The following is a 15711-nucleotide window of genomic DNA, read 5'->3' as shown; positions in this document are numbered from 1 at the left end:
AGGCGGTCCTATTGCCCTTCCCTGCTCCGTCGACGTCGATCTTTAGCTGCCTCCACCTCATGGACAGGGACGTAGAGGTCCCCGCCATCGCGATACTTCTCGGCCATCTCCGCCATGCCCTTCTGCGCGCGCGCGGCATAATGGATGTCCTGGCTGATCTTCATCGAGCAGAATTTCGGCCCACACATTGAACAGAAATGCGCGACCTTGTGCGCCTCTTTCGGCAGGGTCTGATCGTGGAAGGCGCGCGCCGTGTCCGGGTCGAGCGAGAGGTTGAACTGATCCTCCCAGCGGAACTCGAACCGGGCACGCGACAGCGCGTCGTCGCGGATCCTTGCCGCGGGGTGGCCTTTCGCCAGATCTGCAGCATGGGCGGCGATCTTGTAGGTGATGACGCCGGTCTTCACATCGTCCCGATCGGGTAAGCCCAGATGCTCCTTGGGCGTCACGTAACAGAGCATCGCCGTGCCGAACCAGCCGATCATCGCCGCGCCGATCCCACTGGTGATATGATCGTAACCCGGCGCGATATCGGTGGTCAGCGGCCCGAGCGTGTAGAACGGGGCTTCGCCGCAGAGTTCGAGCTGCTTGTCCATGTTCTCCTTGATCTTGTGCATCGGCACATGGCCGGGGCCTTCGATCATCACCTGACAATCCTTCTCCCAGGCGATCTGCGTGAGTTCCCCCAAGGTCTCCAGCTCGGCGAATTGCGCGGCATCGTTCGCATCCGCGATGGAGCCTGGCCGCAGCCCGTCACCGAGAGAGAAGGACACGTCATAGGCGCGCGCGATGTCGCAGATATCCTCGAAATGCTCGTAGAGGAAGCTCTCGCGGTGGTGGTGCAGGCACCATTTCGCCATGATCGAGCCGCCACGGCTGACGATGCCGGTCACCCGGTCGACAGTCAGATGGATATGGCGCAGCCGCACACCTGCGTGGATGGTAAAATAATCCACCCCCTGCTCCGCCTGTTCGATCAGCGTGTCGCGGAACACCTCCCACGACAGATCCTCGGCCACGCCGTCGACCTTTTCCAGTGCCTGGTAGATCGGCACGGTCCCGATCGGCACCGGCGCATTGCGGATGATCCATTCGCGGATGTTGTGGATGTTGCGTCCTGTGGAAAGATCCATGACCGTATCCGCGCCCCAGCGGATGGCCCAAACCATCTTTTCCACTTCCTCGGTCATCGAGGACGTCACGGCGGAATTTCCGATATTGGCGTTGATCTTGACCAGAAAATTCCGACCGATGATCATCGGCTCGATCTCGGGGTGATTGATGTTGGCGGGAATGATCGCCCAGCCGCGCGCCACCTCGTCGCGTACGAATTCTGGTGTCACAAAATCGGGGATCGATGCGCCGAAGCTTTGGCCGTCGCGCACAAGCTGTTCCCTGATCGCCATGCGGCCCAGATTCTCGCGGATGGCAACGAATTCCATCTCCGGCGTGACGATGCCCGCCCGAGCATAGGCGATCTGGCTCACGGCCTTGCCGTCCCGTGCTTTCAGCGGCGCGTGACGAACGGGGAACTCGGGTGTCAGCCGGTCGGCCGAGACAGAGCCGTTGTCTTCCGGCCGGACATGTCGTCCCGCATAGGCGTCGACGTCGCCGCGGGCCGCGATCCAGCTTTCGCGCAGGCGTGACAGGCCGCGCTCGATGGCGATCTTGGCGGCAGGATCGGTATAGGGGCCGGAAGAATCGTAGACCGTCACCGGAGGTTCATCGGCACTGGGATGCAGGGCAATCTCTCGCATCGGCACCCGGATATCAGGGTGAGTCATTCCCGGCCAGAAGACTTTGGACGAAGCGGGCAGCGGTCCAGTGGTGACATTCGGGGTTGGATTGGACGTCATGTCAGGCTCCGTAGCTTGTGCAAGCATTAGAGACCCAGCGCTGACGGGAAGGAGAAGAACGCCTCACAAAGGACCACGGCCGCATCCGACCGCCAAGGCATCCGCACCGTCCCTACGCCAGTATGAACTGGATCAGGTTCGTCGGGTTCTTGCGCTGCCTTGCGGCCTAGCAGTATCTCAGCCCCTTGTCGGGACACCCCTGGTGAGGACCAGATTCTGCGCAACGAGGTGCACAATGTCAACGCGTTGTCCAGGTTTTGGCTCGTGAGCTTCATGCATTACGATCTGGGATACATCGACCTGGAACAGATAACCCTGCAGACGATCGACAATCCTTTCGGACCAAGGGTGTCATCCATGTCTCGGGAATGAACAGCTGCAAGTTTGATGAGAGCGAGCAAGTTTTCGGCGTGCTTTTCGTAGCGCGTGGCGACGGCGCGGTAGTGCTTGATCTTGTTTATGTAGCGTTCGAGGAGGTTTCTGTATCGATAGAGGGACTGAAGGCGGGCGGGTCTTTGCGTCCAGGCATTGATTAGATGCAGGCCCAGGCGCCTTACTGGTCCATGGCCTGGTGCATGGCGTTGGAGTCGTAGGCACGGTCAGCGAGCAGGATCTGGCCCTCGCCGTGACTGCCAAGCATGTCGGCTGCGCTGGGGCCGTCGTGAGACTGGCCGGGGGTGAGCTTCAGGACCACCGGTCGGCCCTCGGCGTCGACCAGGGCGTGGATCTTGGTCGTCAGCCCGCCCCGCGAGCGCCCCACGCATCGGGCGTCAGGCTGGTCCCCGGCGGCGGATTGCGGCCGCCCTTTTTTGCGTTCGCCCCGTGCTGGTGAACGCGAACCGAGGAACTGTCGATCATCTGCAACTCGCCTTCGTAGGCGGCCGAGACTGCCTCGAAGATTCGATCCCAGACACCCAACTTCCGCCAGCGCACAAAGCGGTTGTAGCAGGTCGTCGGTGGGCCGTAGCGCTCCGGGATATCAGCCCAGGGCGAGCCCGCCCGTACGCAGCCGCCAGTAGATCCCGTTCAGCACCCGCCGGTCGTCCACTCGCGGCACGCCGCGCGGCTTGTTCGGCAGCAGTGGCTCGATGATCGACCACTCGAAGTCCGTGATCTCGTAACGGCGTTGACTCATTTCTGCTCCTCCTCGAGGAGCTTGAATCGCATTCCAGCCGAGACGCGCTACCAATTTATGAGTTTACGGCCTAGCCCTTCCTGCCCTTCACCTTCTTCAGGGTATCCGCAATCGCCTTGCGGGCCACCTTGAGCGATTCCGTCCTGCCCGACATGAATATGCGCCCCGAGGCGCCCATCATCTGAACGTCGTTGATGGTCACGTCTGGTGCGGCGCGCTCGGCCTCGTTGGCTGCCACGCAGGCGAAGAGGGCTGGCATCATCTCGTAGACCAGCAAGGAGGTTCCGGGCAGGAGCATCGATGCATCGCGGCTGCGATTGAGAATGATGGCATGCTGGTCGGAGATGTCCTCCACGATGTCGTGGAAGAGCGTAACCGGGGCCAGCTGGTCTTCCGCCTTTGCGCCGATCCCTTTCAGCACCGCCGCGCCGGCCGCAGCCAAATCGTCGCGGCTGGAAGAGTGAAGCTCCATCAAACCGAACTGCCGCTCAGTGAAGAGAATGCCCGGCTCCATGTCCGGCGCGGCCTTCAGGGCCAGATCGCAGATCCGGTGAATGGACAGCGCCGGCGCCACCTCAATGATGAGGCTATTCTCGCCTTCGAAAGGCGGATAGCCTCGCGCCCGCGTGGGCGTGCTGAGGTAAGCCGCGAACTGCGGCTGAAGATCATAGATCGGCAGATAAACGCGCAGTTCCGTCATGCGGCTCTCCTCTGCAGCGACACGGGTTCCTTACTTCGCCGCTTCGAAGAACTTCCCGATGTCGGGATGCGGACGCGGGATCACGTGGACCGATACCAGTTCGCCAATCGCATTGGCCGTCTCCGCTCCGGCTTCCGTCGCCGCCTTGACGGCACCGACATCGCCGCGGATGACCACAGAGACCAGTCCGTCGCCCACTTCCTCACGGGAGACGATGGTCACGTTCGCCGCCTTCACCATCGCGTCGGCCGCCGCAAGCGCGGCCACATAGCCTTTGGTCTCGATCATACCGATTGCATTCGACATAGCTCTTCCTCCGCTTCACGCTATGGCCCGCAGGCCGCTGCTCAACACATGCCGGTGCCGCTGCCCCGGCCTACGACGTTACTCCTGCTCATCGATCGACCCGATAATCAGCGCATCGACCGGCGCCTTCACCTTCGTGAAATAGGCCGCGGCCACGGAACCGGTGGTGATCAACACGCTTTCACCGACACCGCAGCCGAGGACATCGAGGGCGATGAGCGTGGAGCCGTTGTCCAAAGTGACCTCGAGCAAGGCGCCGTTCGGCACCGTCTCGATACGCTTGGTGGACCAGACCTGGCCGGTTACGCGCCCGCGAATCATTTCGGCTTCCTTTCGATCTGAACGCCCTTGCGCCGCAACTCGTCCAGCGCCAGGGGCGTGAAGCGCACGCGCTTACCCACACGAACCTGTGCCCCCTGGGGCACCCCGGCCACCTGGCGCTCGCTGATCAATCCGCGCTCGAACGAGACCACCTCCTGCCTTGCCCCAGCGCCGTCGAACGAAGGGCTTGCAGGCGCGGCCGGTGCCTGTCCGCGCTGCAGGCGGAAACGCCAGCGCCCGGCCTTGATCTCCTGCACCGAACGGCCATCCTGCGCCAACTCGAGGACGCGCAGGACGAAGCGGTTCAGATCCTGATCGCTGTTCAGGCTCACCGCCTCTTCGCGCACCTGCGGTTTGGGCGCCGTGTCTGCAAAGGCCCCGACCTCGGCCTTCAGGCCCTGCAGCTCCTCGGCCAGGATCTGACGGATCAGGCTGCGTAGGTCATCACTCACGTCGCTGTCCCCATCCTAGCGTGCGCCCAAGGAACGAAGCGCCGATTCGGCTGCTTCCTTGGCATTGCGGATCTCGGCCTCATCGCCGGACAGGTAGAGCCGACCGTTGGCCCCGATCATGCGATAGTCGACGATCTTGATGTTCGCCGCCTTCTCGGCCTCGTTGGAGGCGATAATGGCGTAGGAGGCCGGCTGGCACTCCAGAAGATACAGCGACTCGCCGCCAAGAATCATCGACCCCAGCTTGTTACGATTGATCAGGAAGGCGTGCTGATGATCGATGCGGGTGACGATCTTCGAGGCGAGAATCTGCGGTTTGGTAGCATCCTCCGCCTGGGCGCCCAAGGCTTCGAGCACCGCTTCGGCACTGGCTTTGACTTCGGCGGTCGAACTGGCGTGGATCTCCAGGTAGCCGAACTGCCGCTCGACGACCAGAATGCCTGCGCGCACGTTAGCGCCCTTGAGGGCTACGTCGGTCAAGGCTTCGATGTCGAGGCCCGGGGCGATCTCGATGATCTGCGCCGCCATGTTTCGCCGCGGCAGCGATCCTCGCATCCAGGTCGCGATGTAGCAGAGCGTCTGCGGCTGGAGTTGATCGATGAAGATGAATGAGCGGAGTTCCGCCATCAGTTGCTTCCCTTGATGACATTGCGAAGCTCCTCGGCGATCAGGCGACGCAACTCGTCTCGCATGGCACTGTCCAGGCCGCTGCTTCCGCCGCGCGCGGTCTGCCGGCTGGGCGAAACCGGCCCGGCGCGCAACCGCGAGCGCCCTTCCCCGGGGACGCCGTCAGCCGGAGCCGCAGGGAGGGGTCCGTCAAAGCCGAAGTCGCTGGTCGTGAAGTCAGCGAAGGGAACGGACCCGTCGGCATTGAAGGCAATGCTGGTCCAGTGCACCAGATGGTGCGGGCCGATGTTTTCTCCGACCGAACTGCGCCCGAAATAGCCCGTCCCTATGGTGAAGGTCGGCGCGAGATGGGTTTCGAACCCGGCCGCGCCCTGGCTGCAGGGCGCGTTCACGACCACGCGATAGGCCTCAACCATGCGACCGTAATCCACGATGACTTGCGGATCCTCGGCGTGGATGGCTGCGGAATGGCCGGCACCGGTGAGGCGCAGCACGGCCCGCGCCTGCGCCAGGGCCTGCGAGCGGTTCTTGGCCACATGAAAGGCCAAGACCGGGCAGAGCTTTTCGCGCGAAAGCCGTTCCTCGACACCGATCTGCTCGATCGGCGCCAGGAGTATCTTGGTGTTCGCCGGTACGCGGATGCCGCACTCGCGCGCGATCCAGGTTGCGTCCCGGCCGACGGCTGCGACGTTGAAACCCCGTTCGTGAAACAGGAAGCGGCGCAGCGCGGACACTTCCTCCGGATCACAGAGGTAGGCGCCCGCCTGTTTCAGGCTTTGCGTGAGCTTCTTCTCCACCTCCGGCAGCGTGATCAGCACGCTTTCATTGGTGCAGAGGATGGAGTTGTCGAAGCTTTTTGAGCTCACGATGCGCTTGGCGGCCTCGGGAAGCCGAGCTGTTGGGTCGACATAGACCGGCGCGTTGCCTGGGCCGACGCCGATCGCCGGATTGGAAGAGGAATAGGCCGAGCGCACCATGGCGGTTCCGCCCGTGGCGAGGATGACCGAGGTCAACTCCGAGGCCATGAACTGCTCGATCAAGGGGATCGATGGCTGCTCGATGATTTGGATGATGCCGTCCGGCGCTCCCGCCTGAACTGCAACCTCTGCCAGCATCCTTGCCGCATCCACGCAGCAGGCGCGCGCTGCGGGATGGGGGCTGATGACGATAGCATTGCGCGTCATCAGCGCGATGAGGATCTTGAAGTTCAGCGTGCTGATGGGATTGGTCGACGGCGTCAGTGCGAAGACCACACCGGCCGGGCGCGGAATGCGCAGCATCTTGCGCGCGTCGTCGACCACCGGGTTGATGAAGTCCGCGTCGCGGTAGTGATCGGCAAAGGCCGTGGCCGTCAGTTCGTTCTTGAGCCTCTTGTGCTCCACGACACCGAATCCGGTCTCTTCCACGGCCCATTCGGCGTACTTTCCGGCATGGGCATGGGCCGCCTCGGCGACTGCGTCGACGATGCGTTGCGTCGTCGCGCGATCGAAGCGCTGAAAGATGCTGCCGGCCCAGCGCGCCCGTCCCAGCATGATGTCGGCCTGGCTCTTGAGAGCAGCGGGGCTGTGGGAGATGTCGACGAGGGTGCGGATTTCCGGTTCCATCACGCCACCCCCCGCCGGCTACCCCGGCCCATGATCTCGTCTCGTGCCAAGCCGATACCGATCTCCACCCGCCGCAGAACCTCTTCGCAATCGCTCTGGCTCAGCAGCAGTCCCGGTTTGAACTGCAGGACGCGGGGATCCAGCGTCGAGAAGATGGCCCAGACACCATTCTCATAGAGGTGCTTCATCACCGGCTTGGCGCCCTGCTCATGGTTGAACTCCAGTCCCATGACCAGGCCGTGCTGGCGGATGCCGATGAAGAAATCGGGGTACTCCGCCATGATCTCTTCCAGGCCGGCCCGCATGAAATCCGAGATCATGCCCACGGTCGCCCGGACTTCGGGCCGCTGCACCATCTCCAGCACCTTCATGGACACGACGCAGCCCAGTTCGGCACCGCCGCCTGTGGAGATATGGCCGAAGCCATCCTCGTGCAGCCAGCCCGCACAGTGCTCGGAAATGAGGGTGCAGCCGATGGGATACATGCCGCCGCCGATGCCCTTGCCGGTGACCATGATGTCCGGCTGGATGCCGTAACGGGTACAGCCCCAAAGCTCCCCCGTCCGCATGAGACCGGTTTGCACCTCATCGGCGATGTAGAGCGCGTCGTAACGCTCACAGAGCTTCTTGACGCCAGGAAGATAGCCTTCGTCCGGCATCGGGAAACCATAGGTTGCGGGAATGGTCTCCATAATGACAGCTGCCACGTCGCGCTTGCGCAGCGCATCCTCCATGGCATTGAGATCATTGAAGGGCACCTGGACGAACTCGCCTTCGGTGTCTTCCGACAGGAACAGCTTGGAGAAACGGTCGTCGCCGGTCTTGAGCGCCAGTCCAGTGTGCCCGTGGTAGGCCTTGATGATCGAGACAATCTTGCGCTTCTTCATCGCGTGACGTGCCGTCTTCAACGCGATGTCGATGGCCTCGCCGCCGCCGGAGCCATAGGCCGTATAGTGCATCCCGGGCGCAGGGGCACAGGCGGCCAGCGCTTCCGCCAAGGCGGTGCGCGCCAAGGCCGGGAAGTGATGGTTGCCCATGTCGAACCGGTCCGACGCGCTCTTGAGCACCTCCACCAGTTCCGGATTGCGGTGTCCGAGGTTGTAGGTGCCGCCATTCAGATGCAGATCCAGGAGCCGGCGGCCGTCCATGTCGAAGAGGTAGTACCCCTCTCGCCGGTCGATTACCAGATCGACCCCCATGTCCTGCCAGTCCTGCGTCTTACCCGGATTCCAGAACTCTTTGGAGCGCTGGAGAAACTCGAGCTTCTCTTTGCTCACGGCTTCGTCCCTCTGCTGTCAGCTCCACACTAGCCGGGCAAAGCAGCCCTGCTTGACAGGAACCGCCGCGCCTTTGACAGAACTATCCTCGACGCGAGAGATAGGCTTCACCCAGTGCGGCTGACACACGCGCGAAATCCGGCGCCAGGGCCTGTGCTTCCGGGACGTCGCTGTGCGAGCCGATCCAGGCCAGCAGTGCCATGCGCCGCAGCATCACGAAACTGTCGATTTCCTGCTCTTCCTCGTCCGAGAGCGCGCGAGCCTTGCGGTAGCCCTTGATCCAGGCTTCGCGCATGGCCGGAATCTCGGGCCGGTCCTCAATGAAACTGATGCCAGCGGCAAAGTCATAGAGGTGCCAACCCAAGCCGCAATCGTCGAAGTCGATCAGCCTGGTCGTGCCCCGGTCCACGAGCAGATTGGCCAGGCGCATGTCCGCATGGATCAAGCCATAGCGTGCCTCGCCTTTGCCGAAGGCCTCCAGGCGGCGCCGGACGGTGCGCTCGACCGCTTCCAAAACCTCTCGGATCTCTGGCGTCACATTCGGTCCCTGGCGCCAATCGCCCCAGGTGGCCTGCTCCCCGTAGATCGCCTCCAGATCCCAGACCAGCCGCTCGAAGGGCTGGGGCTTCTCCCAGGCCATGGAGTGAAGATGCGTGCGAGCCGCAATCTCGCCCAGGTCTTCGAAGGAGCTGACCAAGTCGTGCTCTTCGCTGGGCTGCTCGCCCTCGACGAACTCGAACATCACCACGTGCCGCGGATTGGGCAGGCTTTCGATCGCCTGCTCCAACACCAGTCCACCATCCCGCCCCGGCATGACCCGCGGCGTGACCACCGCGCTCTGCTCGTTGAGGGCGTCCATCCACGCCAGCTCACACTCGATGGCGCGGCGGCTGTGGTAGTTCTCCCGGTGGACGCGGAGAACCGCACGGAATCCACCGGAACCTTCGACAAGATAGGTCGCGTTCTCCGAAACATTGATGAGCCGCGCCGTCGCGTCCGCCGGCATGTCCCACAGACCAAGCGCCCGATTGGCAAGCTGATGCAAACGGTCCAGGAGCGTCTCGTGCGATATATTGCCGTCGGCCATACTCAACCTCCGCCTCTTCCTTCGTCCACCCGAAGCCCGCCTCAGATCTCGCCCAGGGCTTCCAGGGACTCCGGCAGGATCTGGCCGCCGTCGACGATGATCTGCTGGCCGGTGATGTAGCCGGCCTCGTCAGAGGCGAAGAAGAGGGCCGCGTTGCCGATGTCCTCCACGGCACCGAGGCGCTTGAGCGGGATGGAGGCTGCCATGGTGTCCAGATAGTCCTGACCAAGACCCTGCAGTCCTTCGGTATAGATATTGCCGGGCATGACCGCGTTGATCGTTGTGTTGTAGCGCGACAGCTCCATCGCCGCCGTCTTCAGGAAGCCCAGTTGGCCTGCCTTGGAAGCACCATAGTGGGTCCAGCCGGGAAAGCCGGTGACCGGGCCGGTGATGGAGGAGGTCAGCACCACCCGCCCCTTGCCGGCCTTCTCGAAGACCGGAATGCAGGCCTTCACGCAGAGGAAGGCGCTGCGGAGATTGGTGGCGAGGACCTGGTCCCATTCATCGGGATCCATGTCCACCATCTTAGTCTGCGGGAAGACGCCGGCGTTGGCGCAGAGCACATCGAGACCGCCGAATGCATCGACCGTCTTGGCCACCATCTCCTGAACGGAGTTCCAGTCCGCAACGTCGCAACTGACCCACTGTGCGGTCCCACCCGCGGCCTTGATTTCATCAACCGTCTTTTGGGCCGCCTCCTCACCCCGAGCGGCGATCATCACTTTGGCTCCCTGACGGGCGAAGACGGTGGCGATGCCGCGGCCGATCCCCTTGGATCCACCGGTGACGATGACGCTGCGATCCCTGATGGAAGTTAGCATGACGTTCTACCTCTTTCGTTCGGGTTGGAGGATCAGCTTTCCTGGCGACGGGCGCGCCGCAGGCTGCTTGACAGGATCCAGACGATATAGGCCGTGGCCAGCAGCAGCGCCGAGCCCAGTACGGACAGCATGCCGAGTGTAGGAACCAGCGGAGAGTAGCCCGACACCATCTTGGCGTAGAGCCATTCAGGGAGTGTTGAATCCACCCCCGTGGTGAAAAGCGACAATGGGAAGTTGCCCCAGCTCAGGAGAAAGGAGAACAGCCCCGCCGCAACCACCCCGGGCAGCAGCAAGGGGAAGGTCACCTCGCGCATTACGGTCCAGGTCGAGGCCCCCATGTCTCGCGCCGCTTCCTCCAAAGCTGGATCGAAGGAGTAGGCGCGAATGGCGATGATCAGGGTGGCGATCGGCGCGATCCACACCAGGTGTGCGACGATGGCCGTCTTCCAGGACGGTATGATGCCGACCGAGTTGAACCAGATTAGCAGCGCCAGTCCGAGAACGGCCTGGGGAAAGAAGATCGGAAGCAGGATGAACTTCTGGAACAGGCCTCGAAACCGCCAGTGGTAGCGCGCGAAGGCGAGCGCGCCGAAGAAACCCACCACGACCGCCGCAATGGTGACGATGACTGCCACCGTGAAGGAGGTGGTCAACAGTTCGCGCACGCTGTAGCTCTCCAGCGCCTCCGCATACCATTTTGTCGTATAACGGCTAATCGGGAAGCTCAGGTAGCGCGCCTGGGCCGCGGAGGCGAAACCCACCGATACGATCGGCAGATAGAGCCAGACGATGGCCAGCAGGCCATAAAGCACCAGCGCTGTCCGAGAGAGGCGGCTGCTCTGCATCAGCCCTTCCTCCCCATCATCGCGTCCAGGTCGATCTTGGAAACGCCCACGATGGCCAAAGCACCGACGATCACGATCAGGACAACCGAAAGCGCCGAGCCGAGAGGCCAATTCTGGCCGTAGGTGAAGGCCGTCTCGATCTCGTGGGGAAAGACGATGATCGTTTGGCCGCCCAGCAGTTTCGATTCGGCGAGCGCACCGGCGGCCAGCACGAAGCTCAGAAGGCAGCCCACGACGATTCCCGGTGCGGCCAAAGGTATGTCGATCTCCCACAGCACCCGCCAGCGCGAGGCGCCGAGGTCGGTAGCCGCCTGCCTGGCATCATCCGGCACCATGGCGATGCCCTGCGCAAGCGGGAACAACATGAAGGGAAAGTAGACGTAGACCAGCCCAAAAACGGTAATGCCCACGGTGTAGAGCGGACTGGTCATTTCCAGACCAAACCACGCGCGCAGGTAGCCCTCGAAAAGGCCGCCCTTCATCAAGGTCAGGACCCAGCCAAAGAGGCGTATGTTTTCCGAGACAAAGAGTGTGAGCACCACCGCGATGGTGATGACCAAAGTGAAGCGCTTGAAGACCTTGGCCATCCCATAGGCCAGGGGCCAGGAGATGATGAAGAGGATCACCGTGGAGGCCAGGGCCAGACCCAGCGACCAGAGCAGGGGCTGCCAATAGCCCTGCTCGACGAAAATGGCATAGGACGAGAAATCTGGGGCGTTCGCCAGGCTAAACACCTTTTGCGGCATGATCGAGAAGGCCGCAATGACCAGCAGTGGCGCGACGAACGAGACGGCAAGTACCACCGTCAGCGGCAGCGCGCAAAGCCCTCCGAATCTGCTGTTGAGGCGCTCCATCACTCGCCTCTTATCAGATGCGCATTGGCCCCGGCCCACCCCAGCTTCACCTCGGCGCCGAGGCCGCCGTCAAAGCGGTCTTCCGCCAGCTTCTCGACCGTGATTGGGGTGCCGTCGCTGGTTTCGATCTCGTACTGCACGCGTGAACCCAGGGCGTACTCCGCGAGCAACTTGCCCGCCACAGTGAAATCAGTCCCCTCGCCTTCCTTCAGAAAGCGCACGAACTCGGGACGCACCATCAGCGTTGCCGCTTCACCTGCCGAAAGTCTTTCCATCGACGACAGGGCGGCCGCCGGACAATGCAGGCCCGCACTGCCGCTTTCGATGCCGCCGTCGGTCCGGCCGCGCACAGGGAAGAGATTGACCTCGCCCATGAACTCGGCCACGAAACGGCTGACCGGGCGCCGGTAGACGCCTTCCGCGTCAGCCACCTGCTCCAGCCGGCCAGCGCGCATGATGGCAATGCGATCGGACATCACCATGGCCTCTTCCAGGCTGTGAGTGATGTAGACGAAGGTCTTGCCGGTGCGCGCGTGCAGCGCCTTGAGTTCTTTCTCCAGGGTCTTGCGCAGGCGGTAATCGAGCGCCGAGAGCGGCTCGTCGAAGAAAAGGATCTCAGGCTCGAAGGCCAACGCCCGGGCCAGAGCCACGCGTTGCTTCTCCCCGCCAGAGCACTCGGAGATCCGCTTGCCGTGGTAGTGTTGCGGCAGGCGCAGCAAATCCAGCAACTCATTCGCCCTGGCCGCGCGGGTGGCGGCATCGACGCCGCGGATCTTGAGCGGAAACTCTATGTTCTGGCCCACGGTACGGTGAGGAAAGAGGGCCAGCGATTGAAACACCATGCAGGTGGGACGCTTGTTCGCCGGCACGCGATCGATCCGCTGGTCCTTCAGCCAGATCTCGCCGCTGGTCGGCATGTCCATTCCCACCAGCAGCCGGATCAAGGTCGTCTTGCCACTGCCAGAGGGACCGACGATCGTGAAGAACTCGCCGTCATGGATTTCCAGGTCCACACCCTGCAGCGCCACAAAGGCGCCGAAGTGTTTGGCCAAGTTCTTCAACCGGAGCGCAACAGCCGCTGCCATTCAGGATATACCCTCTCCCAGAACCGAAACTGCCCGCCCGGCACGACGGCCGGGCGGGCAGGTCACTCTCCGTTAGCCGCGACGGGAAGCGGTGTAGATGCGGCCGAGTTCGTCGTAGGAGTCCACGACGCGATACTCCAGGCAGCGCGCCATCTCTTCCTCGAGGCTGTCCCACTGGATGGCATCCAGTTCCTCCTCGTCGAAGAGATCCATGACGGCGGAATCTCCCATGTTAGAGACCGGGTTGTAGGTCCCTTCCGAGAAGGCCACTTCTTTGGCGATCTCCGGCTGCATGATGAACTCGAGGAACTCCTCGGCGAGGCTCGAGGGATTGGGATTGTTCACCGCCGAGGTGAGTTCGATCCAGACCACGCCGCCCTTGCCGTCAACCGGGCCCTCCTTCGGCGTGATGGCGCGCACCTGGGTCGCGCCGTCGTAGCGGGCGGGAGAGGCGGTGTAGGTGCCGCCGGTAAAGTAGGCGTCAATCTCGCCGTTGATCAGCGCCTGGTTCATCGCCACTAGGTCGGCGCTACGGAAGCGGGCATTCCCCATGATCTGCTCGGCGGTCTCCCGGAAGCGCTCCTGCCCGACTTCGTCCACGGGCTCGAAAGGATTGAGGCCCGCGGTCAGGCAGAGGTGTATGATGTTCCAGTTGTCATAGGTCAGAACGCCGTAGCGTTCGCTCATGTCGGGATCGAGGAAAAGGTTCCAACCCTGATCCTCAGCCATCTCCCGGCTGATCTTGTCGGTGTTAACCACAAAGGAGAAGGGCCCGAAGCGCTGCGGAATGCCGATCAGATCGCCCTCAGGAGAGAAGGCCAGGGGATAGGGCTCAGGGTCGCGGAACTCCGGCAGCATCTGATCGAAATAGGGCATGAAACGCTCTTTGTTGAGCGGGCGGATCAGGCCTTCGGGGAGAAGCTGCTCGCGGGCCCAGGGCTGGTTGACGTTGATCAGGTCCCAGACGTTGACCTCACCCGCGCGCAGCTTGTTGATCATGTCGGGGTCGGAGGTGCCACTTGCTGCGCGGATGGTCGCCTCCGGATGCGCCCGACGGAAGGGTCCGAGCACCTGTTCGGTGTTGTAGCCCTCCCAGCAGAGGATGTTCATTTCGTCGTCACGTGCCGCGTGCGCGCGGCCGATGGGGCCGAGCGCCGCAAGGCCGGCGGCGCCGGCAAGACTGGTGGAGAAGGCTCTTCTGGTCAGCTTCATCGTCAATCTCCCAGTGAAGTTGAAACGTTAACCACCCCATTCTTATTGACAGCCACGGTACAAGCCGGCTGGAGCAATGCTTGACAGCAGGCCACTCGAGTTTAACATTTTCGCCACAGAAGGCGATTATGGTCGCTTTTGCCGAACCATGCGATGATCGGGCGTGCCCGGGCGGGCGAAAGGTAAGCGCTGCTGCGCCCCGCCTTTCACGGAGCGTTCCAATGCCAGACTCTTATACAGCCGGACGGCACTTGGCGCGGCACACAGCGTTCTGCGGCGCGAACTGCGGGATCGGCCATGGGTAGGTCCACGCGGGTGCCCATCGACGACAGCTTTCCCGTCGTGCTGGCCTCCGCCACGACAGGCGTGCTCGATCTCATTGAGGCCAACAAGGGGGATCCCGATAGCATCCTCGGCCGCAACAACCTCAAGGTCGAGGACCTGGCGGACCCCTATCACGAGCTCGCGCTCTCGCAGTTCTGCAGCCTGTTCGAGGAAGCTGCCGCGCAAACCGGGAACAGCAATTTCGGCCTGCATTTCGGGCACCGCTTTCAGCCGCACCAACTCGGCGCCATCGGCTACGCGGCGATCAGTTCCCCGACGTTGGCAGCAGCGCTGCGCAACGTGGAACAGTACTTCCCAGCCCATCAGACCAAATCCAGCTTCGGCCTGCTGCCGGATTCCGACATCCTCTGGCTCAGCTATCGGATCTTCGACAGTAACATCCGCTATCGGCGCCAGGATGCCGAGCTGTCGATGGGCATGTTCCTCAACATCTTCCGCCATGCGCTGGGACGGGACTGGTCACCCCTGGAGGTGCGCTTCGAGCACGATACGCCGGACGCCGCGTATGAGCATGAAAGGCTGTTCGGCGCGCCGGTGCGTTTCGGCCGCAGAACCAATGCCTTCGCCTTCCGGCGCAGCGATCTCACGGCGCGGATGCCGAGCGCCGACCCCTATCTCTACGCCGTCATCGAGCCTTTCCTACGCGCTCGCAGCGACCTGAGGCGCAACCCGGAAGGCTATGCGGAAACGCTTCGCAACCAGATCAAGCTGCATCTCGGGGACATCGCCCCGACACGCGGCGAGATGGCGCGGATCCTCGGAATTCCGGACCACGTCTTTCAGAAGCAACTGCGCGAGCACGGCATCTCCTTCCAGGAACTGCTGAACGCAGCCCGGAAGGAGCTAGCGCTCCACTATCTTGACGACCCCGCCATGTCCCTGACCGAGGTCGCGCACAGCCTGGGCTATTCCGAACTCTCCGCCTTCTCCCGCGCATTCCGCGCCTGGACCGGCATGAGCCCCCAGCGCTACCGCCGCTCATAGGAGCGCCGGCTCATGGGCGCGATCCTTGCGAGAGACAACGGCCAGCCGGATGAGCTCGGCTGCCGTTGGTAATCCATCGAATGGAACCCCGGGCAACACCGCGATGGGAAAGAACCTGGCCTCTGAACCGCTCCGGGTTTTCCGAAAGCTATTTGATTTGAGTTACGCCGCCACAGCCAGTTCTTCCAGCACGGCGTAGT

At 62.8% G+C, this 15711-nt stretch carries 15 protein-coding genes, 1 pseudogene and 1 riboswitch; of the genes and pseudogenes, 1 reads left to right on the top strand and 15 read right to left on the bottom strand.

Annotated elements, in window-relative coordinates:
* Positions 1–8 precede the first annotated feature (8 nt).
* From thiC to ABZ720_RS02865, 15 genes and pseudogenes are all read right to left on the bottom strand, one after another.
* Positions 9–1856, bottom strand: a complete 1848-nt coding sequence (thiC, locus tag ABZ720_RS02935; RefSeq protein ID WP_366553651.1) for a phosphomethylpyrimidine synthase ThiC — start codon at positions 1854–1856, stop codon at positions 9–11.
* A gap of 91 nt (positions 1857–1947) precedes the next feature.
* Positions 1948–2067, bottom strand: a riboswitch (TPP riboswitch).
* Between the two features lie 160 nt (positions 2068–2227).
* Positions 2228–2991, bottom strand: a pseudogene (locus ABZ720_RS02930) (IS5 family transposase); the annotation flags it as partial.
* A 70-nt stretch (positions 2992–3061) separates the two neighbouring features.
* On the bottom strand, positions 3062–3691 hold the full coding sequence (locus ABZ720_RS02925; protein ID WP_366553649.1) for a microcompartment protein: 630 nt from the start codon (positions 3689–3691) through the stop codon (positions 3062–3064).
* 30 nt (positions 3692–3721) lie between these two features.
* Positions 3722–3997 (bottom strand): BMC domain-containing protein, encoded by a 276-nt coding sequence (locus ABZ720_RS02920; protein WP_366553647.1) that lies wholly within the window; start codon positions 3995–3997, stop codon positions 3722–3724.
* Between the two features lie 78 nt (positions 3998–4075).
* Entirely contained in the window at positions 4076–4318 is a 243-nt protein-coding gene (locus ABZ720_RS02915) for a EutN/CcmL family microcompartment protein (protein WP_366553645.1), read from the bottom strand.
* Positions 4315–4770, bottom strand: a complete 456-nt coding sequence (locus ABZ720_RS02910; protein ID WP_366553643.1) for a hypothetical protein — start codon at positions 4768–4770, stop codon at positions 4315–4317. Before ABZ720_RS02910 ends, ABZ720_RS02915 begins: the two co-directional genes overlap by 4 nt.
* 15 nt (positions 4771–4785) lie before the next feature.
* A complete protein-coding gene (locus tag ABZ720_RS02905) occupies positions 4786–5397 on the bottom strand; it encodes a BMC domain-containing protein (RefSeq protein ID WP_366553641.1) in 612 nt (203 codons plus the stop codon).
* Complete coding sequence (locus ABZ720_RS02900) at positions 5397–7001, bottom strand: aldehyde dehydrogenase family protein (protein WP_366553639.1); 1605 nt, start codon at positions 6999–7001, stop codon at positions 5397–5399. The genes ABZ720_RS02905 and ABZ720_RS02900 overlap by 1 nt, the downstream gene beginning before the upstream one ends.
* The gene (locus tag ABZ720_RS02895) at positions 7001–8278 is read right to left on the bottom strand and encodes a class-III pyridoxal-phosphate-dependent aminotransferase (RefSeq protein ID WP_366553637.1); all 1278 of its coding nucleotides are present in this window, start codon (positions 8276–8278) and stop codon (positions 7001–7003) included. Before ABZ720_RS02895 ends, ABZ720_RS02900 begins: the two co-directional genes overlap by 1 nt.
* An 82-nt stretch (positions 8279–8360) precedes the next feature.
* Positions 8361–9365, bottom strand: coding sequence for a phosphotransferase enzyme family protein (locus tag ABZ720_RS02890; RefSeq protein WP_366553635.1), 1005 nt, complete (start codon positions 9363–9365; stop codon positions 8361–8363).
* Between the two features lie 41 nt (positions 9366–9406).
* On the bottom strand, positions 9407–10186 hold the full coding sequence (fabG, locus tag ABZ720_RS02885) for a 3-oxoacyl-ACP reductase FabG (protein ID WP_366553633.1): 780 nt from the start codon (positions 10184–10186) through the stop codon (positions 9407–9409).
* Between the two features lie 32 nt (positions 10187–10218).
* The gene (locus tag ABZ720_RS02880; protein WP_366553631.1) at positions 10219–11031 is read right to left on the bottom strand and encodes an ABC transporter permease; all 813 of its coding nucleotides are present in this window, start codon (positions 11029–11031) and stop codon (positions 10219–10221) included.
* On the bottom strand, positions 11031–11885 hold the full coding sequence (locus ABZ720_RS02875) for an ABC transporter permease (RefSeq protein WP_366553629.1): 855 nt from the start codon (positions 11883–11885) through the stop codon (positions 11031–11033). Before ABZ720_RS02875 ends, ABZ720_RS02880 begins: the two co-directional genes overlap by 1 nt.
* Complete coding sequence (locus ABZ720_RS02870; RefSeq protein ID WP_366553627.1) at positions 11885–12970, bottom strand: ABC transporter ATP-binding protein; 1086 nt, start codon at positions 12968–12970, stop codon at positions 11885–11887. The genes ABZ720_RS02875 and ABZ720_RS02870 overlap by 1 nt, the downstream gene beginning before the upstream one ends.
* A gap of 72 nt (positions 12971–13042) precedes the next feature.
* The gene (locus ABZ720_RS02865) at positions 13043–14182 is read right to left on the bottom strand and encodes an ABC transporter substrate-binding protein (RefSeq protein WP_366553625.1); all 1140 of its coding nucleotides are present in this window, start codon (positions 14180–14182) and stop codon (positions 13043–13045) included.
* A gap of 297 nt (positions 14183–14479) precedes the next feature.
* Between ABZ720_RS02865 and qhpR the strand changes: the two genes are divergently transcribed.
* A complete protein-coding gene (gene qhpR / locus ABZ720_RS02860) occupies positions 14480–15511 on the top strand; it encodes an AraC-like transcriptional regulator QhpR (RefSeq protein ID WP_366553623.1) in 1032 nt (343 codons plus the stop codon).
* Positions 15512–15711: the final 200 nt, after the last annotated feature.

It is taken from the genome of Aquibaculum sediminis (assembly GCF_040712085.1).
Taxonomy (GTDB): Bacteria; Pseudomonadota; Alphaproteobacteria; order Kiloniellales; family DSM-21159; genus Aquibaculum; species Aquibaculum sediminis.
Note: the sequence above shows the minus strand (reverse complement) of the source record. Positions and strands in the feature narration are given on the sequence as shown.

Excerpts from the sequence above, each read along its gene's own strand:
- thiC (WP_366553651.1), bottom strand. The coding sequence starts at position 1,856 with ATGACGTCCAATCCAACCCCGAATGTCACCACTGGACCGCTGCCCGCT.
- ABZ720_RS02925 (WP_366553649.1), bottom strand. The coding sequence starts at position 3,691 with ATGACGGAACTGCGCGTTTATCTGCCGATCTATGATCTTCAGCCGCAG.
- ABZ720_RS02920 (WP_366553647.1), bottom strand. The coding sequence starts at position 3,997 with ATGTCGAATGCAATCGGTATGATCGAGACCAAAGGCTATGTGGCCGCG.
- ABZ720_RS02915 (WP_366553645.1), bottom strand. The coding sequence starts at position 4,318 with ATGATTCGCGGGCGCGTAACCGGCCAGGTCTGGTCCACCAAGCGTATC.
- ABZ720_RS02905 (WP_366553641.1), bottom strand. The coding sequence starts at position 5,397 with ATGGCGGAACTCCGCTCATTCATCTTCATCGATCAACTCCAGCCGCAG.
- ABZ720_RS02900 (WP_366553639.1), bottom strand. The coding sequence starts at position 7,001 with ATGGAACCGGAAATCCGCACCCTCGTCGACATCTCCCACAGCCCCGCT.
- ABZ720_RS02890 (WP_366553635.1), bottom strand. The coding sequence starts at position 9,365 with ATGGCCGACGGCAATATATCGCACGAGACGCTCCTGGACCGTTTGCAT.
- fabG (WP_366553633.1), bottom strand. The coding sequence starts at position 10,186 with ATGCTAACTTCCATCAGGGATCGCAGCGTCATCGTCACCGGTGGATCC.
- ABZ720_RS02880 (WP_366553631.1), bottom strand. The coding sequence starts at position 11,031 with ATGCAGAGCAGCCGCCTCTCTCGGACAGCGCTGGTGCTTTATGGCCTG.
- ABZ720_RS02875 (WP_366553629.1), bottom strand. The coding sequence starts at position 11,885 with ATGGAGCGCCTCAACAGCAGATTCGGAGGGCTTTGCGCGCTGCCGCTG.
- ABZ720_RS02870 (WP_366553627.1), bottom strand. The coding sequence starts at position 12,970 with ATGGCAGCGGCTGTTGCGCTCCGGTTGAAGAACTTGGCCAAACACTTC.
- ABZ720_RS02865 (WP_366553625.1), bottom strand. The coding sequence starts at position 14,182 with ATGAAGCTGACCAGAAGAGCCTTCTCCACCAGTCTTGCCGGCGCCGCC.
- qhpR (WP_366553623.1), top strand. The coding sequence starts at position 14,480 with ATGGGTAGGTCCACGCGGGTGCCCATCGACGACAGCTTTCCCGTCGTG.